The sequence below is a fragment of the Frondihabitans sp. OV104 genome, assembly GCF_057787745.1.
Map to the genome: position 1 here is coordinate 2,239,994 of NZ_CM173541.1, position 13,848 is coordinate 2,253,841.

The 13,848-nt window shown below is 69.1% G+C and carries 14 protein-coding genes; 9 read left to right on the forward strand and 5 right to left on the reverse strand.

Features of this window, described 5'->3' with window-relative positions; genetic code table 11:
* Nucleotides 1-57: 57 nt before the first annotated feature.
* Nucleotides 58-693, forward strand: coding sequence for a PadR family transcriptional regulator (locus AC3CBB_RS10615; protein WP_488624545.1), 636 nt, complete (start codon nucleotides 58-60; stop codon nucleotides 691-693).
* Nucleotides 694-948: 255 nt separating this feature from the next.
* Here the strand turns inward: AC3CBB_RS10615 and AC3CBB_RS10620 are convergent, their stop codons facing one another.
* Nucleotides 949-2,466, reverse strand: a complete 1,518-nt coding sequence (locus AC3CBB_RS10620) for a SulP family inorganic anion transporter (protein ID WP_488624546.1) — start codon at nucleotides 2,464-2,466, stop codon at nucleotides 949-951.
* Nucleotides 2,467-2,785: 319 nt separating this feature from the next.
* On the opposite strand from AC3CBB_RS10620, the gene AC3CBB_RS10625 reads away from it, so the two are divergent.
* Nucleotides 2,786-3,148: a MerR family transcriptional regulator gene (locus AC3CBB_RS10625; RefSeq protein ID WP_488626740.1), complete on the forward strand. Its 363-nt coding sequence runs from the start codon at nucleotides 2,786-2,788 to the stop codon at nucleotides 3,146-3,148.
* A gap of 76 nt (nucleotides 3,149-3,224) precedes the next feature.
* Here AC3CBB_RS10625 and AC3CBB_RS10630 read toward each other — a convergent pair whose 3' ends face one another.
* A complete protein-coding gene (locus AC3CBB_RS10630; RefSeq protein WP_158614160.1) occupies nucleotides 3,225-3,536 on the reverse strand; it encodes a cupin domain-containing protein in 312 nt (103 codons plus the stop codon).
* A 29-nt stretch (nucleotides 3,537-3,565) separates the two neighbouring features.
* Nucleotides 3,566-4,090 (reverse strand): GNAT family N-acetyltransferase, encoded by a 525-nt coding sequence (locus tag AC3CBB_RS10635; RefSeq protein ID WP_488624547.1) that lies wholly within the window; start codon nucleotides 4,088-4,090, stop codon nucleotides 3,566-3,568.
* Nucleotides 4,091-4,499: 409 nt separating this feature from the next.
* Between AC3CBB_RS10635 and AC3CBB_RS10640 the strand changes: the two genes are divergently transcribed.
* The 3 genes from AC3CBB_RS10640 to AC3CBB_RS10650 all read left to right on the forward strand — a co-directional run bounded on the left by AC3CBB_RS10640 (nucleotide 4,500) and on the right by AC3CBB_RS10650 (nucleotide 7,932).
* Nucleotides 4,500-5,942 carry a family 20 glycosylhydrolase gene (locus AC3CBB_RS10640; protein WP_488624548.1) on the forward strand — a complete coding sequence of 481 codons (1,443 nt, stop codon included), beginning with the start codon at nucleotides 4,500-4,502 and terminating at the stop codon, nucleotides 5,940-5,942.
* Nucleotides 5,943-6,080: 138 nt separating this feature from the next.
* Nucleotides 6,081-6,374, forward strand: a complete 294-nt coding sequence (locus AC3CBB_RS10645) for a DUF4193 family protein (RefSeq protein ID WP_199738217.1) — start codon at nucleotides 6,081-6,083, stop codon at nucleotides 6,372-6,374.
* Nucleotides 6,375-6,486: 112 nt separating this feature from the next.
* On the forward strand, nucleotides 6,487-7,932 hold the full coding sequence (locus AC3CBB_RS10650) for an MFS transporter (RefSeq protein ID WP_233579890.1): 1,446 nt from the start codon (nucleotides 6,487-6,489) through the stop codon (nucleotides 7,930-7,932).
* Between the two features lie 21 nt (nucleotides 7,933-7,953).
* Here the strand turns inward: AC3CBB_RS10650 and AC3CBB_RS10655 are convergent, their stop codons facing one another.
* Nucleotides 7,954-8,697 (reverse strand): NAD(P)H-hydrate epimerase, encoded by a 744-nt coding sequence (locus AC3CBB_RS10655; protein WP_488624549.1) that lies wholly within the window; start codon nucleotides 8,695-8,697, stop codon nucleotides 7,954-7,956.
* A 48-nt stretch (nucleotides 8,698-8,745) separates the two neighbouring features.
* On the opposite strand from AC3CBB_RS10655, the gene AC3CBB_RS10660 reads away from it, so the two are divergent.
* Nucleotides 8,746-9,552, forward strand: coding sequence for an alpha/beta fold hydrolase (locus tag AC3CBB_RS10660; protein ID WP_488624550.1), 807 nt, complete (start codon nucleotides 8,746-8,748; stop codon nucleotides 9,550-9,552).
* Nucleotides 9,553-9,644: 92 nt separating this feature from the next.
* Here AC3CBB_RS10660 and AC3CBB_RS10665 read toward each other — a convergent pair whose 3' ends face one another.
* Complete coding sequence (locus tag AC3CBB_RS10665) at nucleotides 9,645-10,292, reverse strand: histidine phosphatase family protein (RefSeq protein ID WP_488624551.1); 648 nt, start codon at nucleotides 10,290-10,292, stop codon at nucleotides 9,645-9,647.
* Nucleotides 10,293-10,326: 34 nt separating this feature from the next.
* Between AC3CBB_RS10665 and AC3CBB_RS10670 the strand changes: the two genes are divergently transcribed.
* The 3 genes from AC3CBB_RS10670 to AC3CBB_RS10680 all read left to right on the forward strand — a co-directional run bounded on the left by AC3CBB_RS10670 (nucleotide 10,327) and on the right by AC3CBB_RS10680 (nucleotide 13,747).
* A complete protein-coding gene (locus AC3CBB_RS10670) occupies nucleotides 10,327-11,619 on the forward strand; it encodes a M18 family aminopeptidase (protein ID WP_123505297.1) in 1,293 nt (430 codons plus the stop codon).
* 119 nt (nucleotides 11,620-11,738) lie between these two features.
* Nucleotides 11,739-11,933, forward strand: coding sequence for a hypothetical protein (locus AC3CBB_RS10675; RefSeq protein ID WP_488624552.1), 195 nt, complete (start codon nucleotides 11,739-11,741; stop codon nucleotides 11,931-11,933).
* A 131-nt stretch (nucleotides 11,934-12,064) separates the two neighbouring features.
* On the forward strand, nucleotides 12,065-13,747 hold the full coding sequence (locus AC3CBB_RS10680) for a class I adenylate-forming enzyme family protein (protein ID WP_488624553.1): 1,683 nt from the start codon (nucleotides 12,065-12,067) through the stop codon (nucleotides 13,745-13,747).
* Nucleotides 13,748-13,848: the final 101 nt, after the last annotated feature.

Here is a 13,848-nt window from a genome sequence, read left to right on the forward strand (position 1 = left end):
ACCGAACTTGCAGAGCCCGACAGCGTCGCCCTCTGCACCTACCGAAAGAAGTACTCCATGAACACGCACGATTTCTTTGAGAAAGACACAACCCGTACCCACCACGAGCGTCCCGAGTTCGGTCCCTTCCGAGGCCGCGGCCGCGGCTTCGGCCCCGGCATGGGCGGCTTCGGTGCCGCAGCCGGCGCCATGGGCCCCGGCTTCCCGTTCGGCGGCCCCGGCATGGGCTTTGGCCCGGGCCGCGGCGGCCGCGGCCGCGCTCGCAAGGGCGACGTCCGGCTCGCGATCCTGTCGCTCCTCGGTGACGCCCCCGCGAACGGCTACGGACTGATGAAGTCCATCGCCGAGCGCACCGAAGGCGCCTGGCGTCCCAGCCCGGGCTCGGTCTACCCGACCCTGCAGCAGCTCGTCGACGAGGGCCTCATCGCCGTCACCGGCGAGGGCCGTCAGTCGATGTACCAGCTCACCGACGAAGGCACCGCCTACGTCGCCGAGCACGGCGACGAGATCGCCAAGGCGTGGGGCGAGGCCACCGAGGCCGACCCCCGCCACGACGAGTTCATCGGCTCGGCCATCAAGCTCGCCGGCGTCATCAAGCAGTTCGCCTTCGACGCCACCCCCGAGCAGCGCAGCGCCGGCAAGGACAAGCTCGACGAGCTGCGCCGGGCGCTCTATACGATTCTGGCCGACTAGCTCCGTCTCTCACCGGATGGCCCTCGTGCTCCGCGCGGGGGCCATGCGGCGTCGGCGGAGCTAGTGGTGCCTTACGGCGGCTGCGCCGCGGGCTCCGTCTCTCACCGGATGGCCCTCGTGCTCCGCGCGGGGGCCATGCGGCGTCGGCGGAACAAGTGGTGCCCTCTGGCGGCTCCGCCGCAGGGGCCATGCGGCGTCGGGGGTGATTGCTTGGACGGCGGTTGGGCTGCACGGGAGTTCCTGCGCAGGAGGGGGTCAGTGGCCGGCGCCGAGGTTGCCGGCAAGGCGACCGTGGAACGCCCGGGAGGCGTCGTTCATACCGCGGATCTCGACCGTCTTCGCGTGCGCCCGGTACTTGGTCTCGATGGCGTCGAGGGCAGCGACGGTGGAGGCGTCCCACACGTGAGAACGGGCCATGTCGATGACGATCCCGTCTGGATCCCCGTCGTAGTCGAACTGGGTCGTGAGGTCGTTGCTGGAGGCGAAGAAGAGCTCCCCGTCGACGGTGTAGATGGCGCGCCGGGTGCCGTCGGCGTGAGTCTCGATGCTGCGGGTGACGCTCGCGAAGCGCGAGACCCGTTTCGCGAAGACGACCATGGCTGCGATCACTCCGACGACGACGCCGATCGCGAGGTTCTCGGTGGCGACGACGACCACCACCGTGAGGACCATGACGATGGTCTCGCCGACGGGCATCCGCCTCAGGGTCGACGGCTTCACGCTGTGCCAGTCGAAGGTGCCGACCGAGACCATCACCATGACGGCGACCAGAGCGGCCATCGGAATGACGGCAACGACGTCACCCAATCCGACGACGAGAACCAGGAGGAAGACGCCGGCGAGGAAGGTGGAGATGCGGGTGCGGGCACCCGAGGCCTTGACGTTGATCATCGTCTGGCCGATCATCGCGCAGCCGCCCATTCCGCCCAGGAATCCGGAGCAGATGTTCGCGATGCCCTGCCCGAGTGCTTCACGGGTCTTCCGGGATCCCGTGTCGGTGACCTCGTCGACGAGTTTCGCGGTCATCAGCGATTCGAGGAGCCCCACGAGGGCCATCGCGAACGCGTAGGGGGCGATGATCGTCAACGTCTCGAAGGTGAGGGGGACGTGCGGGACGAACAGGGTCGGGAGACTGTCCGGGAGCTTCCCTTCATCGCCCACGCGCGGGATCGCGATCGATGCGAGAACCGTGACGACGGTAACGAGGACGATCGCGACCAGCGGCGCGGGGATCGCCTTCGTCAGGCGGGGCAGGAGAACGATGACCGCGATCCCGGCGGCGGTCATCGGCCACACGATCCACGACACTCCGATGATGTTCGGAAGCTGCGCGGTGAAGATGAGGATGGCCAGCGCATTGACGAATCCGACCATCACGGAGCGCGGTACGAAGCGCATGAGCTTCGCTGCTCCCAGGCCGCCGAGGACGAGTTGGAAGACGCCGCCCAGGATGACCGTCGCGATGAGGTAGTCCAGACCGTGGTGGTTCATCACCGGGGCGACGACGAGGGCGATCGCTCCCGTGGCGCCGGAGATCATGGCGGCGCGCCCGCCGACGATCGAGATGACGACCGCCATCACGAACGCGGAGAACAACCCCACGCGCGGATCGACGCCCGCGATGATCGAGAACGAGATCGCCTCCGGGATCAAGGCCAGGGCGACGACGAGACCCGCCAGGGCTTCGCGTGTCAGAAGACGCGGATTCTTCAACGCGCTGAGGACGCTGGGACTGGTGTGCGCGGGCACGGGCACGGACGCGGTCGTGGTCAAAGGGAGTCTCTCCTTGCGATGGGGTGCGGGCGCTGCGCCCGCGATGGTGTCGTTCGCGTGGCGCGCGTCTACGCGCACCCCGCACCGAGAGGTGCGGAAACTCAGAGACCGGCCTCAGGCAGCCGGCGTGCAACCCTTCCGCGACGGAAGGGTCGGTCTGCGGCCAACCTTACCGTCGCGGAAAGGTTGGTGTCCACCGGGTCGAGGTCGCAGCGAATCGACCGAGCAGTGCACGGGAAGTCGGGGGAACTACGATCAGTCCCGCACGACCGCACGGTGCAGAGGAGGACATGTGGACGACGCCGACGCCGGTTCGACGATGCACATCGGCGAACTCGCCGAACGCACCGGCCTCTCCACGAGGACGGTCCGTCACTACGACGATGTCGGCCTGCTCCATCCCACGGGCCGCAGCGACGGAGGATTCCGGCTCTACACCGCCGACGACCTCGAGCGGCTCCTGATCATCCGGCGCATGAAACCCCTCGGATTCGCACTCGAGGAGATGGCGGACGTTCTCGACGTCATCGATCGGATCACCGCCGCACGGACACCGGAGACACGAGCGGCGATTCAGGCTGAGCTCAATGCCTACATCGCCGATACGAGACTCCGACGGGCCAATCTCCAGCGAAACCTCGAATGGGCAGACGAGTTCCTGGCCATCCTGGAGCGGCACTGACGCCGATCGGCGTGGCGATTGCCGCGACTGCGTGTCAGCCGGTCATCTCCGAGCTGCTCATCGGATCGACTGAGGGTCAGCTCTGCGAGACGAATTCGATCTCAGGCGCAATGCCGTCGGCAAGCAGGAAGTAGCCCAGGAACACCACGGGCTCGTTCCGGGTGTCGAACTTCGAGACCACGGTCCCGGCGGGTTCGTAGAAGACATCGCCGGCCCGCAGGACCGACTCCGGCTCGGAACCGATCTGGAAGGTGACAGAGCCGCTCTCGATCGTGCCGAAGACCGGCCCGTTATGCATGTGAGCTCCGCCGGCAGTGAAGGCCTCGATCGATATGCGTCGCACCTCGACGCGCGAGACGCTCATCACAGAACCGAGGTCCTGTTCCATCAGCGTCGATCGGGAGACAGGCGAGTCAGTCATGGCCGTAGCCTGCCACGGGCTGCTCGGTCATCGACTGACGTGCCCCACGGTCGAGAGCCTTTGCTGTACCAACGGTCGGAGTACGGCTCGTCGTTGAACGCGTCGACGGACTCGAAGCCGAGGCGTTCGTACAGGGCGCACGCCTCTCCGAGTTCGGCGCGGGTATCGAGCCGGACAGTGCTTATCCCCCGTTCCCTGCACGCCTCCTCGGCAGCTCGCAGGAGACGTGAGCCGACTCCTCTCCCCCGGTGAGCCGGCAGCGTGAAGACCTTCGTCAATTCCGCCACTCCGGCCGTGAACCGCACGCCGACACAGCCGATCGGCTGGTCGTCCTCAGTAGCGAGGAAGAGCACCCCCGCGTCTCCGTCGAGGTCGTCGCAGGGCTCGTCGAGCAGGGCTTGATCGACCTCCCGAGCCGTTGCCGGCCGATTGAACCATCGAGACGCGACGTCGAGCATGTAGGCCCGCACGATCGTCGATGCCGCAGGCGCATCGGGGGAAACGGGCTCGATCATGACCATGGCAGGAGCCTAGGGCTCCGATGGACGAGGGCCCGAGCGAAGGCGGCAGCGCGATCGTGACCGCAGTCGCACTCAGGCGACGCGGAGTGGCCGCACGGTGGAATCGAGATGATGGCGGCGATCCGCAGAGGCGCTCTCGTTCAGTCGTGCTGCCAGGCGGAGCGCGGCGCGCGCACGCCACGTCGCGATCGCAGCTTCGTGTGCTGATGCCGACTGACGATGGGACAGCTCTACGATGGGAATTCGGTCCGTCGCGCGCGGTGTCTCGATCTCTCTGAGGGGAATGTCGCGGCTCGGGCGAACGATGGTCATGCTGAGGGGGAGCGTCGTGGTGCGTCGGAAGAGAGATCGATTCGTAGCGGACGGAGCGCCTGCGCCTCGTCACGCCCGCCGGATCATCGCTGCCGGAGTGGCGATTTCGATGTCGGCTGCGGCGCTGGTCGGCATCGGCGCATTCGCAGGATCAGCGAAGACCGCGACGCCTGACGCCTCTGCCGTGACGCTCGCCGCCCTCAGCTCGAAGGCGTCACCGCTGAAGATCACCAAGGTCACCGCCACCTCGACCGGCACGTCCGTGCGCACCACCCTGAAGATCACGAACAGCTCCTCCGTGCGGAAGCCGGCTCTCCGCGCCTGGCTCTACCTGGCCGCAGGCACCGAGAAGTACACGCTCGGCCAGGTCACCGTGAAGTCACTCGCGGGGGGCGCGAACGCGACGGTCCGCGCGATCCACCGTGCTCCTGCCCGCGCGGCGAAAGGGAAGTACGCGGTCCTCGCCTGCACTGGCGTGTACTCGACGCAGAACTGCCGCGCGTCGGCGGCCAGTGTCAGGACCTCGCCCGCGACACGGGCACGTCCCGACACGGGTGTGATGCTCGATGTCGCTCGGGCCTACTACCCGGTGGCGCTGATCAAGAAGTACATCGACCTCCTCGCCGAGAACGGCGGCCGCTTTCTGCACCTGCACCTCACCGACGACCAGAACGTCGGAATCGAGAGCAGAGTCCTCGGCCAGACCCCCGCGAATGCCGATCTCGACGACGGCGTCTACACGAGTCGAGTGACCGGCCGTCCCTTTCTGAGCGCCGCGCAGGCTCGCGAGATCTCCGACTACTCAGCGAAGCGAGGCATCGCGCTCGTGCCCGAGATCGACACTCCCGGTCACATGGCTGCCGCATTCGCCCTTCTCGAGGCTCGACACGGCACCAAGTGGGTCGATCGCATTCGTTCGGGTGAAAGCGAGCTCGACACCTCGGCGCCGGGAAGTCTGGCGCTAGCGACCGAGCTGTACACGGAGGTGACGCGGACCTTCCCGTCCAGTCGCACCGTGCACATCGGCGGAGACGAATGGGGAGGCGGCGTCACCGCCGATCAACGCGTCAGATGGCTGAATGCGATGGCGGCCGCTGTCGGCAATCGTCAGGTGTGGGCCTGGAACGACGGGATCGACCGGACGGCGGTGAAGCGATTGGATCCGCGCGTCCGCGTCACCTACTGGAGCTTCGATGGAGATACCGAAGACGAGGCGGAGCGCCTTGAACGGAGAAAGCACCGGGCGAGCGCGAACGATCTCTCGGCGGCGGGGATCGACCTGCTCAACTACAACTCGTACTACCTCTACGAGGTGCCGAGCGATCTCGACGAGGCCGACAGCGCGTACACCGTCGCCGATCTCCGCACGAACTGGTCGCTCCGGACATGGGACGGCGACTCCGGTTCGCTTCTTCCTGCTCCGATGTCGGGTGCGGCCGTGGCGATCTGGGGAGAGGACCTCGAGAAGCCGCCCTCGGACGCTCTCCTGCGCTGGAGCACGCCGCACGTGGTCGCGATGATCGAGACCGCGCGCTCCTGATTCTTCTCGTCGTCGAGAGCCGATCGCCGACATGCACGCCAGCCGTCGGCGAACATGGCGCGACAACCAGCTGATGCCGCCTATAGTAGCGGCGGGCTGACCGCCCGACCGCTTCCCCCAGACCCACAGGAGATCCCGATGGCTGCCGACTACGACGCCCCACGCAACGCCCCCGACACCGACGACAACGTCGTCTCCATCGACGCCCGAGCAACCAAGCCGACCGGCCTGACGGCCGACCTCGACGACGGCGACTCGGCCGACGGCTTCGAGCTCGAGGCCTCCATCGTCGACGAGGCGCTCGACGTCATCGTGCTGCCGATCCAGGAGCACGAGTTCACCTGCGTCGAGTGCTTCCTCGTCCGTCCGCGCATCCAGCTCGACCACGAGACGAAGCTCGGACCGGTGTGCATGGAGTGCGCCGCGCTCTAGATCCACAAACCGACGCGCTTTTCGCCCCGGGCGGACACGACGCCTCCGCGGGTCTACCGTGCACCGCGTTGCTCCACGCAACACCCGAGGTGCAATGCGCGAAGGAGCAGACATGTCGAGCACGACGGCAAGCCAGAGCAAGGGTCCGGTGACGAGCCTCGTCGCCGCCCGGATGGACCGACTCCCCTGGACCAGGTTCCACTGGTCGATCATCGTCGGCCTCGGCATCTCGTGGGTGCTCGACGGTCTCGAGATCCAGATCGTGGCGTCGAACGGCTTCGCCCAGGAATTCAACATGTCCTCCGGGCAGGTCGGCGCACTCGGTACGACGTACCTGATCGGCCAGGTCGTCGGAGCCATCGTCTTCGGCCGGCTCTCCGACCGCCTGGGGCGCAAGAAGCTCTTCATCCTGACGCTGGTGATCTACCTGGTCGGATCGGGTGTCGCGGGCCTCTCGCCCGCCGTCTGGTTCCTGTTCGTCTTCCGATTCGTCGCCGGCCTCGGCATCGGCGGCGAGTACGCCGCCATCAACTCGGCGATCGACGAGCTGATCCCGGCCAAGTACCGCGGTCGCGTCGACATCGCCATCAACGGCACCTACTGGGGCGGTGCGGCTCTCGGAGCGGCGACCAACTACTTCTTCCTGAACCACGACATCTTCGCGGTCAACGTCGGCTGGCGCCTGGCGTTCTTCATCGGGCCGGTCCTCGGAATCCTGATCATCTTCCTCCGCCGCAACATCCCCGAGAGCCCCCGGTGGCTGATGACTCACGGCTTCCAAAAAGAGGCCGAGGCGACGGTCGACGACATCGAGTCGCGGGTGAAGCACGAGGGCGGCCACCTCGAAGACGTCGACCCGAAGCTCGCGATGGAGGTCAAGGCGACGGGCAGCATCCCGTTCCGGACGATCGCTCGGGTCCTGTTCAAGCAGTACCCGACCCGCACGCTCGTCGGCGCGACCATGATGATCACGCAGTCGTTCCTCTACAACGCGATCTTCTTCACCTACGCGCTCGTGCTCACGAACTTCTACGGCCTCAGCGACAGCGGCGCCCAGGTGTACTTCTTCCCGTTCGCGATCGGCAACCTGGTCGGGCCCCTCGTGCTCGGGCCGCTCTTCGACACCATCGGCCGCCGCAAGATGATCTTCAGCACGTACGTGATCTCTGGAGCAGTGCTCGCGGTGTCGGCGGCCCTCTTCAGCGCCGACCTCCTGACCGCGACGACGCAGACGATCTTCTGGTGCGTGGCGTTCTTCTTCGCGTCCGCCGGTGCGTCCAGCGCGTACCTGACCGTGTCCGAGATCTTCCCCCTCGAGATCCGCAGCCAGGCGATCTCGTACTTCTTCGCGCTCGCCCAGATCTTCGGCGCCCTTGCGCCGCTCATCTACGGCGTGCTCGTCGGCGACGGCACCGACCGGGGGCCGCTCACCGCGGGCTACTACCTGGGCGCGGCCATCATGATCATCGGAGGCGTCATCGCCCTGATCTTCGGGGTCAACGCCGAGCGACAGGGCCTGGAGTCGATCACCGAGCCCCTGTCGGTGGTGCGCAAGTAGCGCCGAACCCGCCGCTTCGGCTCAGCCCCTCGGGAGTTCCTGGGGGGCTGAGCCGTTTTCGCGGGCCTGAGCCGGCACCAGCGGCTTCTCTCCCGCGAGGTCGAGGCCGAGGTCGACGAGCACGACCCGCCCGGCGAGGCCCGACGCGGGCGCCAGCAGCAGCCCGGCCTTCACGGCGCCGAACGTCACGGTCACCAGCGCAGGAAGCACGGCTCCGGGCTCGGGCACCGACCCGTCGTCGCACCCGACGCCCGAGGGCAGATCCACCGCGACGACCGACGGCGCGCCCATCATCCGCGTGATCACGCGCGGGCGCACAGCCTCGACGACCTCCTCGGCCCGACCACGGAGCGCAGGATCTCCTCCGGACCCGATGCCGAGGATCCCGTCCACCACGACGTCCACCCCCTCGAGCAGCCCGTCGAACTCGGCCGAGCCGGGCATGGCCTCGCGCGCGTCGGCCGACGCGCCCGCAGCGACGGCGGCGGCGAGCCCGGCGTCGTGGACGCGCGAGCCCGTGGTGAGGATCCGCACGTCCGTGCCGTCGGCAGCGATGGACGCCGCGGCGAAGAGCGCATCGCCGCCGTTGTCTCCCGTTCCTGCGAGCACCAGGACCACGCCGGGTACGGATCCGCGGGTGCTCAGGACGGCGCGCACCTCGTCGGCGAGCGCGGCAGCGGCACGCCTCATCAGGGGTTCGCCCGCCTCGAGCAGGGGCGCCTCGGCCCGACGGACCTGCTCGGCGCTGTATCCCGGAGTCGTCATGCGGCCATGGTGGCACGGCGGACCCTCGGGAGTTGCGAGAATGGCCGGATGCGCGCAACGACTCCGAGCCCCTTCGACGGCACCGAGATCGCATACGAGGTCTCGGGGGCGGGCGAGCCGCTCCTGCTCGTGCACGGGTCGGGGCTCTCGAAAGGCACGTGGCGGGGCCTCGGCTACCTGCGCGACCTCGAGAGCGACTTCACGGTGATCGCGCTCGACCTGCGGGGCCACGGCCGCAGCGGCAAGCCGCACGACGCGAGCGCGTACGTGCCCGCGGCGTTCGCCTCGGACGTCGACGCAGTGCTCGACGCGGCCGCGCTCGGACCGGTGCATTACGTCGGCTACTCCATCGGCGCGCGCATCGGCCTGCGGCTCGCGCTCGACGAGCCGGCGCGCTTCCTGACTCTGACCACCATCGGCGGCTCGTTCGGCGACATGCACGGTCGCATCTCGTCGACGTTCTTCCCGACGTGGCGCGATGCGCTCGACAGCGGAGGGATGGACGAGTTCCTGACGCGATGGGGCGCGTTCCGCGGGCGCGAGGTCGACCCGGCGACCGCTCAGGCGTTCCGGGCCAACGACCCGCTGGCGCTGCGCGCCTTCTTCGAGGCCGTCGAGGAGCAGCCCGAGATCACCGACGTCGAGACTGAGCGGATAACGGTGCCGAGCCTCCTGATCGCCGGCACGCACGACCACCCCCGCTACGAGCAGTCGCAGGCGGCGGCGAAGCGCATGCCGAGCGCCGCGTTCTTCGACCTGGTCGAGCAGGACCACAGCTCGTCGCTGCTGCCGGTCGACGAGGTCTCGGACCTGATCCGCACGTACGTCGAGGTGCAGCGTTCGCAGGTGCCCTAGGGCCGACGCCGACCGGCGTCGAAGCCCGATGCGCACGTCATCGGCACGGCCCGGGACGGCGGCGGCCGATCAGGCCGCTCTGAAGCCGCAGCTCAGCCGCGGCCGGTAGGGTCGGCGGCCACGCCAGCGCCGACGCCGCCGACGGGCGATCCGGCCCATGAGACCAGGGCCCAGCCCGCGTCGGGCGAGCCGTCGAGCGTGACGACGCCGGTGTTGCCGAGCTCGTGCTCGCGCAAGAAGGAGCCGTCGTCCGACAGCCCGCGCGTCGTCGCCCACACGCGGATGGCGGCACCGTGGCTGACGGCGGCCGCGACGGCGACGCCGCTCGCGGCGATCTCGGCCACGGCGTCGTCGTACCGGGCGAAGAACTCGTGTCCGCTCGGACCGCCGGGCAGCCGCACGTCGAGATGGCCCTCCGCCCAGCGGTGGACCGGGTCGATGTAGCCCTCGTACGCCTCCTGGTCGGCTCGGTCTTCGAGGTCGCCGGCCTCGACCTCGCGGAGTCCGTCGAGCGGCATCGGCTGGATGCCGAGGGCGGCGGCCAACGGCGCCATCGTCTGGTGGGTGCGCACAAGAGTCGACACGAAGAGCGCCTCGATGCCGGCGTCCTGAAGCGCCGACGGGAGCGCCGCCGCCTGCTCGCGCCCCAGCTCGGTCAGGCTCGGCCCGGGCGCCTTCGTGTCGAGGATCCCCCCGACGTTCGCAGTGGTCTGACCGTGGCGGATGAGGAGCAGGCGCATGCCTCTCAGCCTACGATGCGGCATTCTGGTCGGGATGACTTCTCTCACCGACCACATCGACTCGTTCTCCGCGTTCATCTCGGCATCGCCGTCGTCGTACCACGCGGCCGAGGAGGCCGCGGCGCGTCTCACGGCGGCCGGCTTCGAGCGCCTGGCCGAGGGCGACGCCTGGCCGACGTCGGCCGGTCGGCGCTTCGTCGTGCGCGACGGCGCCGTGATCGCCTGGGTGCAGCCGGAGGGGGCGACCGCGACGACGCCGTTCCGGATCGTCGGCGCGCACACCGACTCGCCCTCGTTCAAGCTCAAGCCGAACCCCGACACGGGCAGCTTCGGCTGGCAGCAGGCGGGCGTGGAGGTCTACGGCGGTCCGCTCTCGAACTCGTGGCTCGACCGAGACCTGGAGTTCGCCGGCCGCCTCGTCACCCGCGACGGCGCCGTCCACCTGGTGCGCACGGGGCCGGTCCTGCGCTTCCCGCAGCTGGCGATCCATCTCGACCGCGGGGTCAACGACGGGCTGAAGCTCGACCCGCAGCGTCACCTGCACCCGATCGTCGGCCTCGACTCGTCGGGCGGGCGCGGCGGCGACATCCTCGGCGCCCTCGCCGACATCGCGGGGGTCCGAGCCGACGAGGTGCTGGGCCACGACGTGCTCGTCGCCGACACGGCGGCACCGGCGCGCATCGGCTTCGACGGCGAGCTGCTCGCGGCCGGCCGCATGGACAACCTCTCGAGCGTGCACGCGGGGCTGACCGCCCTGATCGAGGGGGCGCAGGAACTCGCCGCCGCCGCCTCCATCTCCGTCCTGGCCGCCTTCGACCACGAGGAGGTGGGGTCGGCCAGCACGAGCGGTGCGAGCGGCCCGATCCTGGCCGACGTGCTCACGCGCATCTCCGCCGGCCTCGGTGCCACCGACAGCGATCGATTCCGCGCGTTCTCGGCGTCGTGGTGCCTGTCGAGCGACGCCGGCCACGCGGTGCACCCGAACTACCCGGAGCGACACGACCCCGGCAACCTGCCGGTGCCGAACGGCGGGCCGCTGCTCAAGATCAACGCGAAGCAGCGCTACGCGACCGACGGCGTCGGCTCGGCCGAGTGGGCGCGAGCCTGCGAGCAGGCGGGCGTGCCGTTCCAGCCGTTCGTCTCGAACAACGCCGTGCCCTGCGGGTCGACCATCGGACCGCTCACCGCGACCCTCCTGGGCATCCGCACGATCGACGTCGGCGCTCCCCTGCTGTCGATGCACTCGGCTCGCGAGCTGGCCGGGGTCGACGACCTCCTCTCGCTCTCGCTCGCTGCGGGTGCGTTCCTCCACCCGCGCAGCGTCTAGCGGCTCCCACCGCCGCCGGTCAATCCCCGCGCCTCCGACTTGGCATGGACGGGTCGGTCTGCCACTATGCCTGGTATGAAGCGCTACGAGAACCCTCGGGGGATCGGTTCGGAACGCTCATGACCAGCAGCTACTCGAGTGATCCCCGCGTCCCGCCCGTGCGTGTCGAGCATCTCGGCAAGCACCATCGGTCGACGCCTCACGGACCGGTCGGCCTGCCCACTGCGGCGCCGGCTCCCGATCCGGGGCCCAGCTACGAGGACTTCCTCGAGCCTGACGAGACCGGCGGCGAAGTCCCCGACAGGACCGGCTGAGCACGACCGGCTGAGCCCTCGACGGGCCCTCGACGGTAGGCCAGGGTAGACATGTCGGTGCACGACGCAACACGATGTCGGCATCGAGCGAGGCGGCCGCGCCGGGTGGCGCCCGCACAGAAAGGCACGCCATGACCACGACGTCGAACAGCGACTACGACCCCTCCGTCCTGAAGGGGGTGTTCGAGAGCCGGTTCACGTACGCAGCGGGTGTCGAGCGCAACGTCCACCGCTATGCGAGCCGCACGGCTCTCACCGACTCCGAGACGGGGCAGAGCTGGACCTACGCCGAGCTCGGCGAGGTCACCGGCCAGCTCGCCGCGGGCCTCGCGGACCGCGGCGTCGGCACGGGCGACGTGGTCTGCTACCAGCTCATGAACCGGCCCGAGTTCGCCTTCCTGTACGTCGCGACGCAGGGCCTCCGGGCGGTCGGGTCGCCCATGAACTTCCGGCTCGCCCCAGGCGAGACCGCCTTCATCCTCGACGACTCGAAGCCGCTGGTCTTCGTGTTCGAGGCGGCCGACGCCGCACTCATCGCGCAGGCGCTCGAGCTCGCCTCGCACCGGCCGAGCGTGCTGGTCGCCGTGGGCGACGCCGACGTCAGCGCGGTCGAGGGCGCGATCGGCTTCGACGAGCTGCTCGTCGAGGGGGCGCCGTCGTTCACCGCCCCCGCCGACGGCTCGACCTGGGACGAGACCACCCGCCTCTACACGTCGGGCACGACCGGCCGCCCGAAGGCCGTCCCGCTGTCGAGCCTCAACGAGGTGCTGACGGCGCACGACGTGATCATCAACATGTCGCTGACGCCCAAGGACAAGACGATGAACATGTCGCCGTGGTTCCACCGCGGCGGCACCTACTGCGCTGGCCCGAACACGGTCTTCTACGTGGGCGCCGAGGCCGTGACGCTGCCGCGCTTCGATGCCGGGCTGGTCATGGACCTCGTCGAGCAGCAGGGCGTCACGTACGTGATCGGCGCCCCCACCAACCTCGAGCGGCTCGCCGACGAGCAGGAGGCCACGCCCCGCGATCTCTCGACCCTCAAGGGGATCGTCACGATGGGCGCCCCCTTCGAGCGGAACGCCGCCCTCCGCTACCAGAAGGTTCTGACGCCGAACATCTCGAACGGCTACGGCACGACCGAGGCGTTCTGGAACACCTTCCTGCCGGGCGACGAGCTGACCACCTACGCGGGCGCCGCCGGTCGCGCGTCGATCGACGACGACGTCGTGGTCGTGGCCGTCCGCAGCACCGGGCTCGGCGACCCGGCCGACCAGGTCGCGACCGACGGCAAGGAGATCGGGGAGGTCGCCGTCCGGAGCGTGAAGTCGGGCTACGCCTACCGAAACAACCCCGAGGAGGACGCCAAGAAGTTCCGCGACGGCTGGTTCTTCGCCGGCGACCTCGCCACCTGGAACGACGACGAGGTGATCACCGTCGTCGGCCGCAAAGACGACATGATCATCTCGGGCGGCGAGAACGTCCACCCGGTGCAGGTCGAGGAGCTCCTCGCGCAGCACGGCGGCGTCGCCGACTCGATCGTCTGCGGCCTGCCCGACACCGAGTGGGGCCAGATCGTCGTGGCCTACGTCGTCCGCCGAGACGGCCTCCCCGCCGACGACCAGGCCGCTGCCGATGAGCTCGAGGCGTACTGCCGCGCGTCGGCCGAGCTCGCCGACTTCAAGCGCCCGCGCTTCTACGCGTTCGTCGACGAGCTGCCGTACACCGCCACCGGCAAGAAGCAGCACTTCGTGATGCAGGACCGCTCGACGCGCGACTTCGCCGACGGCGAGTTCACCAAGCCGAAGCGGTAGCGCTCCCCCGGTGCCGTCCGGGCGTGGCCCAGGTGAGTCCTCCCGGCGTACCCCCGTGGTACCCCGGGACGATGCCGGGCGGCCGGGCTCTGCGTAGCTTC

Coding starts and splice junctions, on each gene's coding strand:
- AC3CBB_RS10615 (WP_488624545.1), top strand. CDS start 58: ATGAACACGCACGATTTCTTTGAGAAAGACACAACCCGTACCCACCAC.
- AC3CBB_RS10625 (WP_488626740.1), top strand. CDS start 2,786: ATGCACATCGGCGAACTCGCCGAACGCACCGGCCTCTCCACGAGGACG.
- AC3CBB_RS10630 (WP_158614160.1), bottom strand. CDS start 3,536: ATGGAACAGGACCTCGGTTCTGTGATGAGCGTCTCGCGCGTCGAGGTG.
- AC3CBB_RS10635 (WP_488624547.1), bottom strand. CDS start 4,090: ATGGTCATGATCGAGCCCGTTTCCCCCGATGCGCCTGCGGCATCGACG.
- AC3CBB_RS10645 (WP_199738217.1), top strand. CDS start 6,081: ATGGCTGCCGACTACGACGCCCCACGCAACGCCCCCGACACCGACGAC.
- AC3CBB_RS10650 (WP_233579890.1), top strand. CDS start 6,487: ATGTCGAGCACGACGGCAAGCCAGAGCAAGGGTCCGGTGACGAGCCTC.
- AC3CBB_RS10655 (WP_488624549.1), bottom strand. CDS start 8,697: ATGACGACTCCGGGATACAGCGCCGAGCAGGTCCGTCGGGCCGAGGCG.
- AC3CBB_RS10660 (WP_488624550.1), top strand. CDS start 8,746: ATGCGCGCAACGACTCCGAGCCCCTTCGACGGCACCGAGATCGCATAC.
- AC3CBB_RS10665 (WP_488624551.1), bottom strand. CDS start 10,292: ATGCGCCTGCTCCTCATCCGCCACGGTCAGACCACTGCGAACGTCGGG.
- AC3CBB_RS10670 (WP_123505297.1), top strand. CDS start 10,327: ATGACTTCTCTCACCGACCACATCGACTCGTTCTCCGCGTTCATCTCG.
- AC3CBB_RS10675 (WP_488624552.1), top strand. CDS start 11,739: ATGACCAGCAGCTACTCGAGTGATCCCCGCGTCCCGCCCGTGCGTGTC.
- AC3CBB_RS10680 (WP_488624553.1), top strand. CDS start 12,065: ATGACCACGACGTCGAACAGCGACTACGACCCCTCCGTCCTGAAGGGG.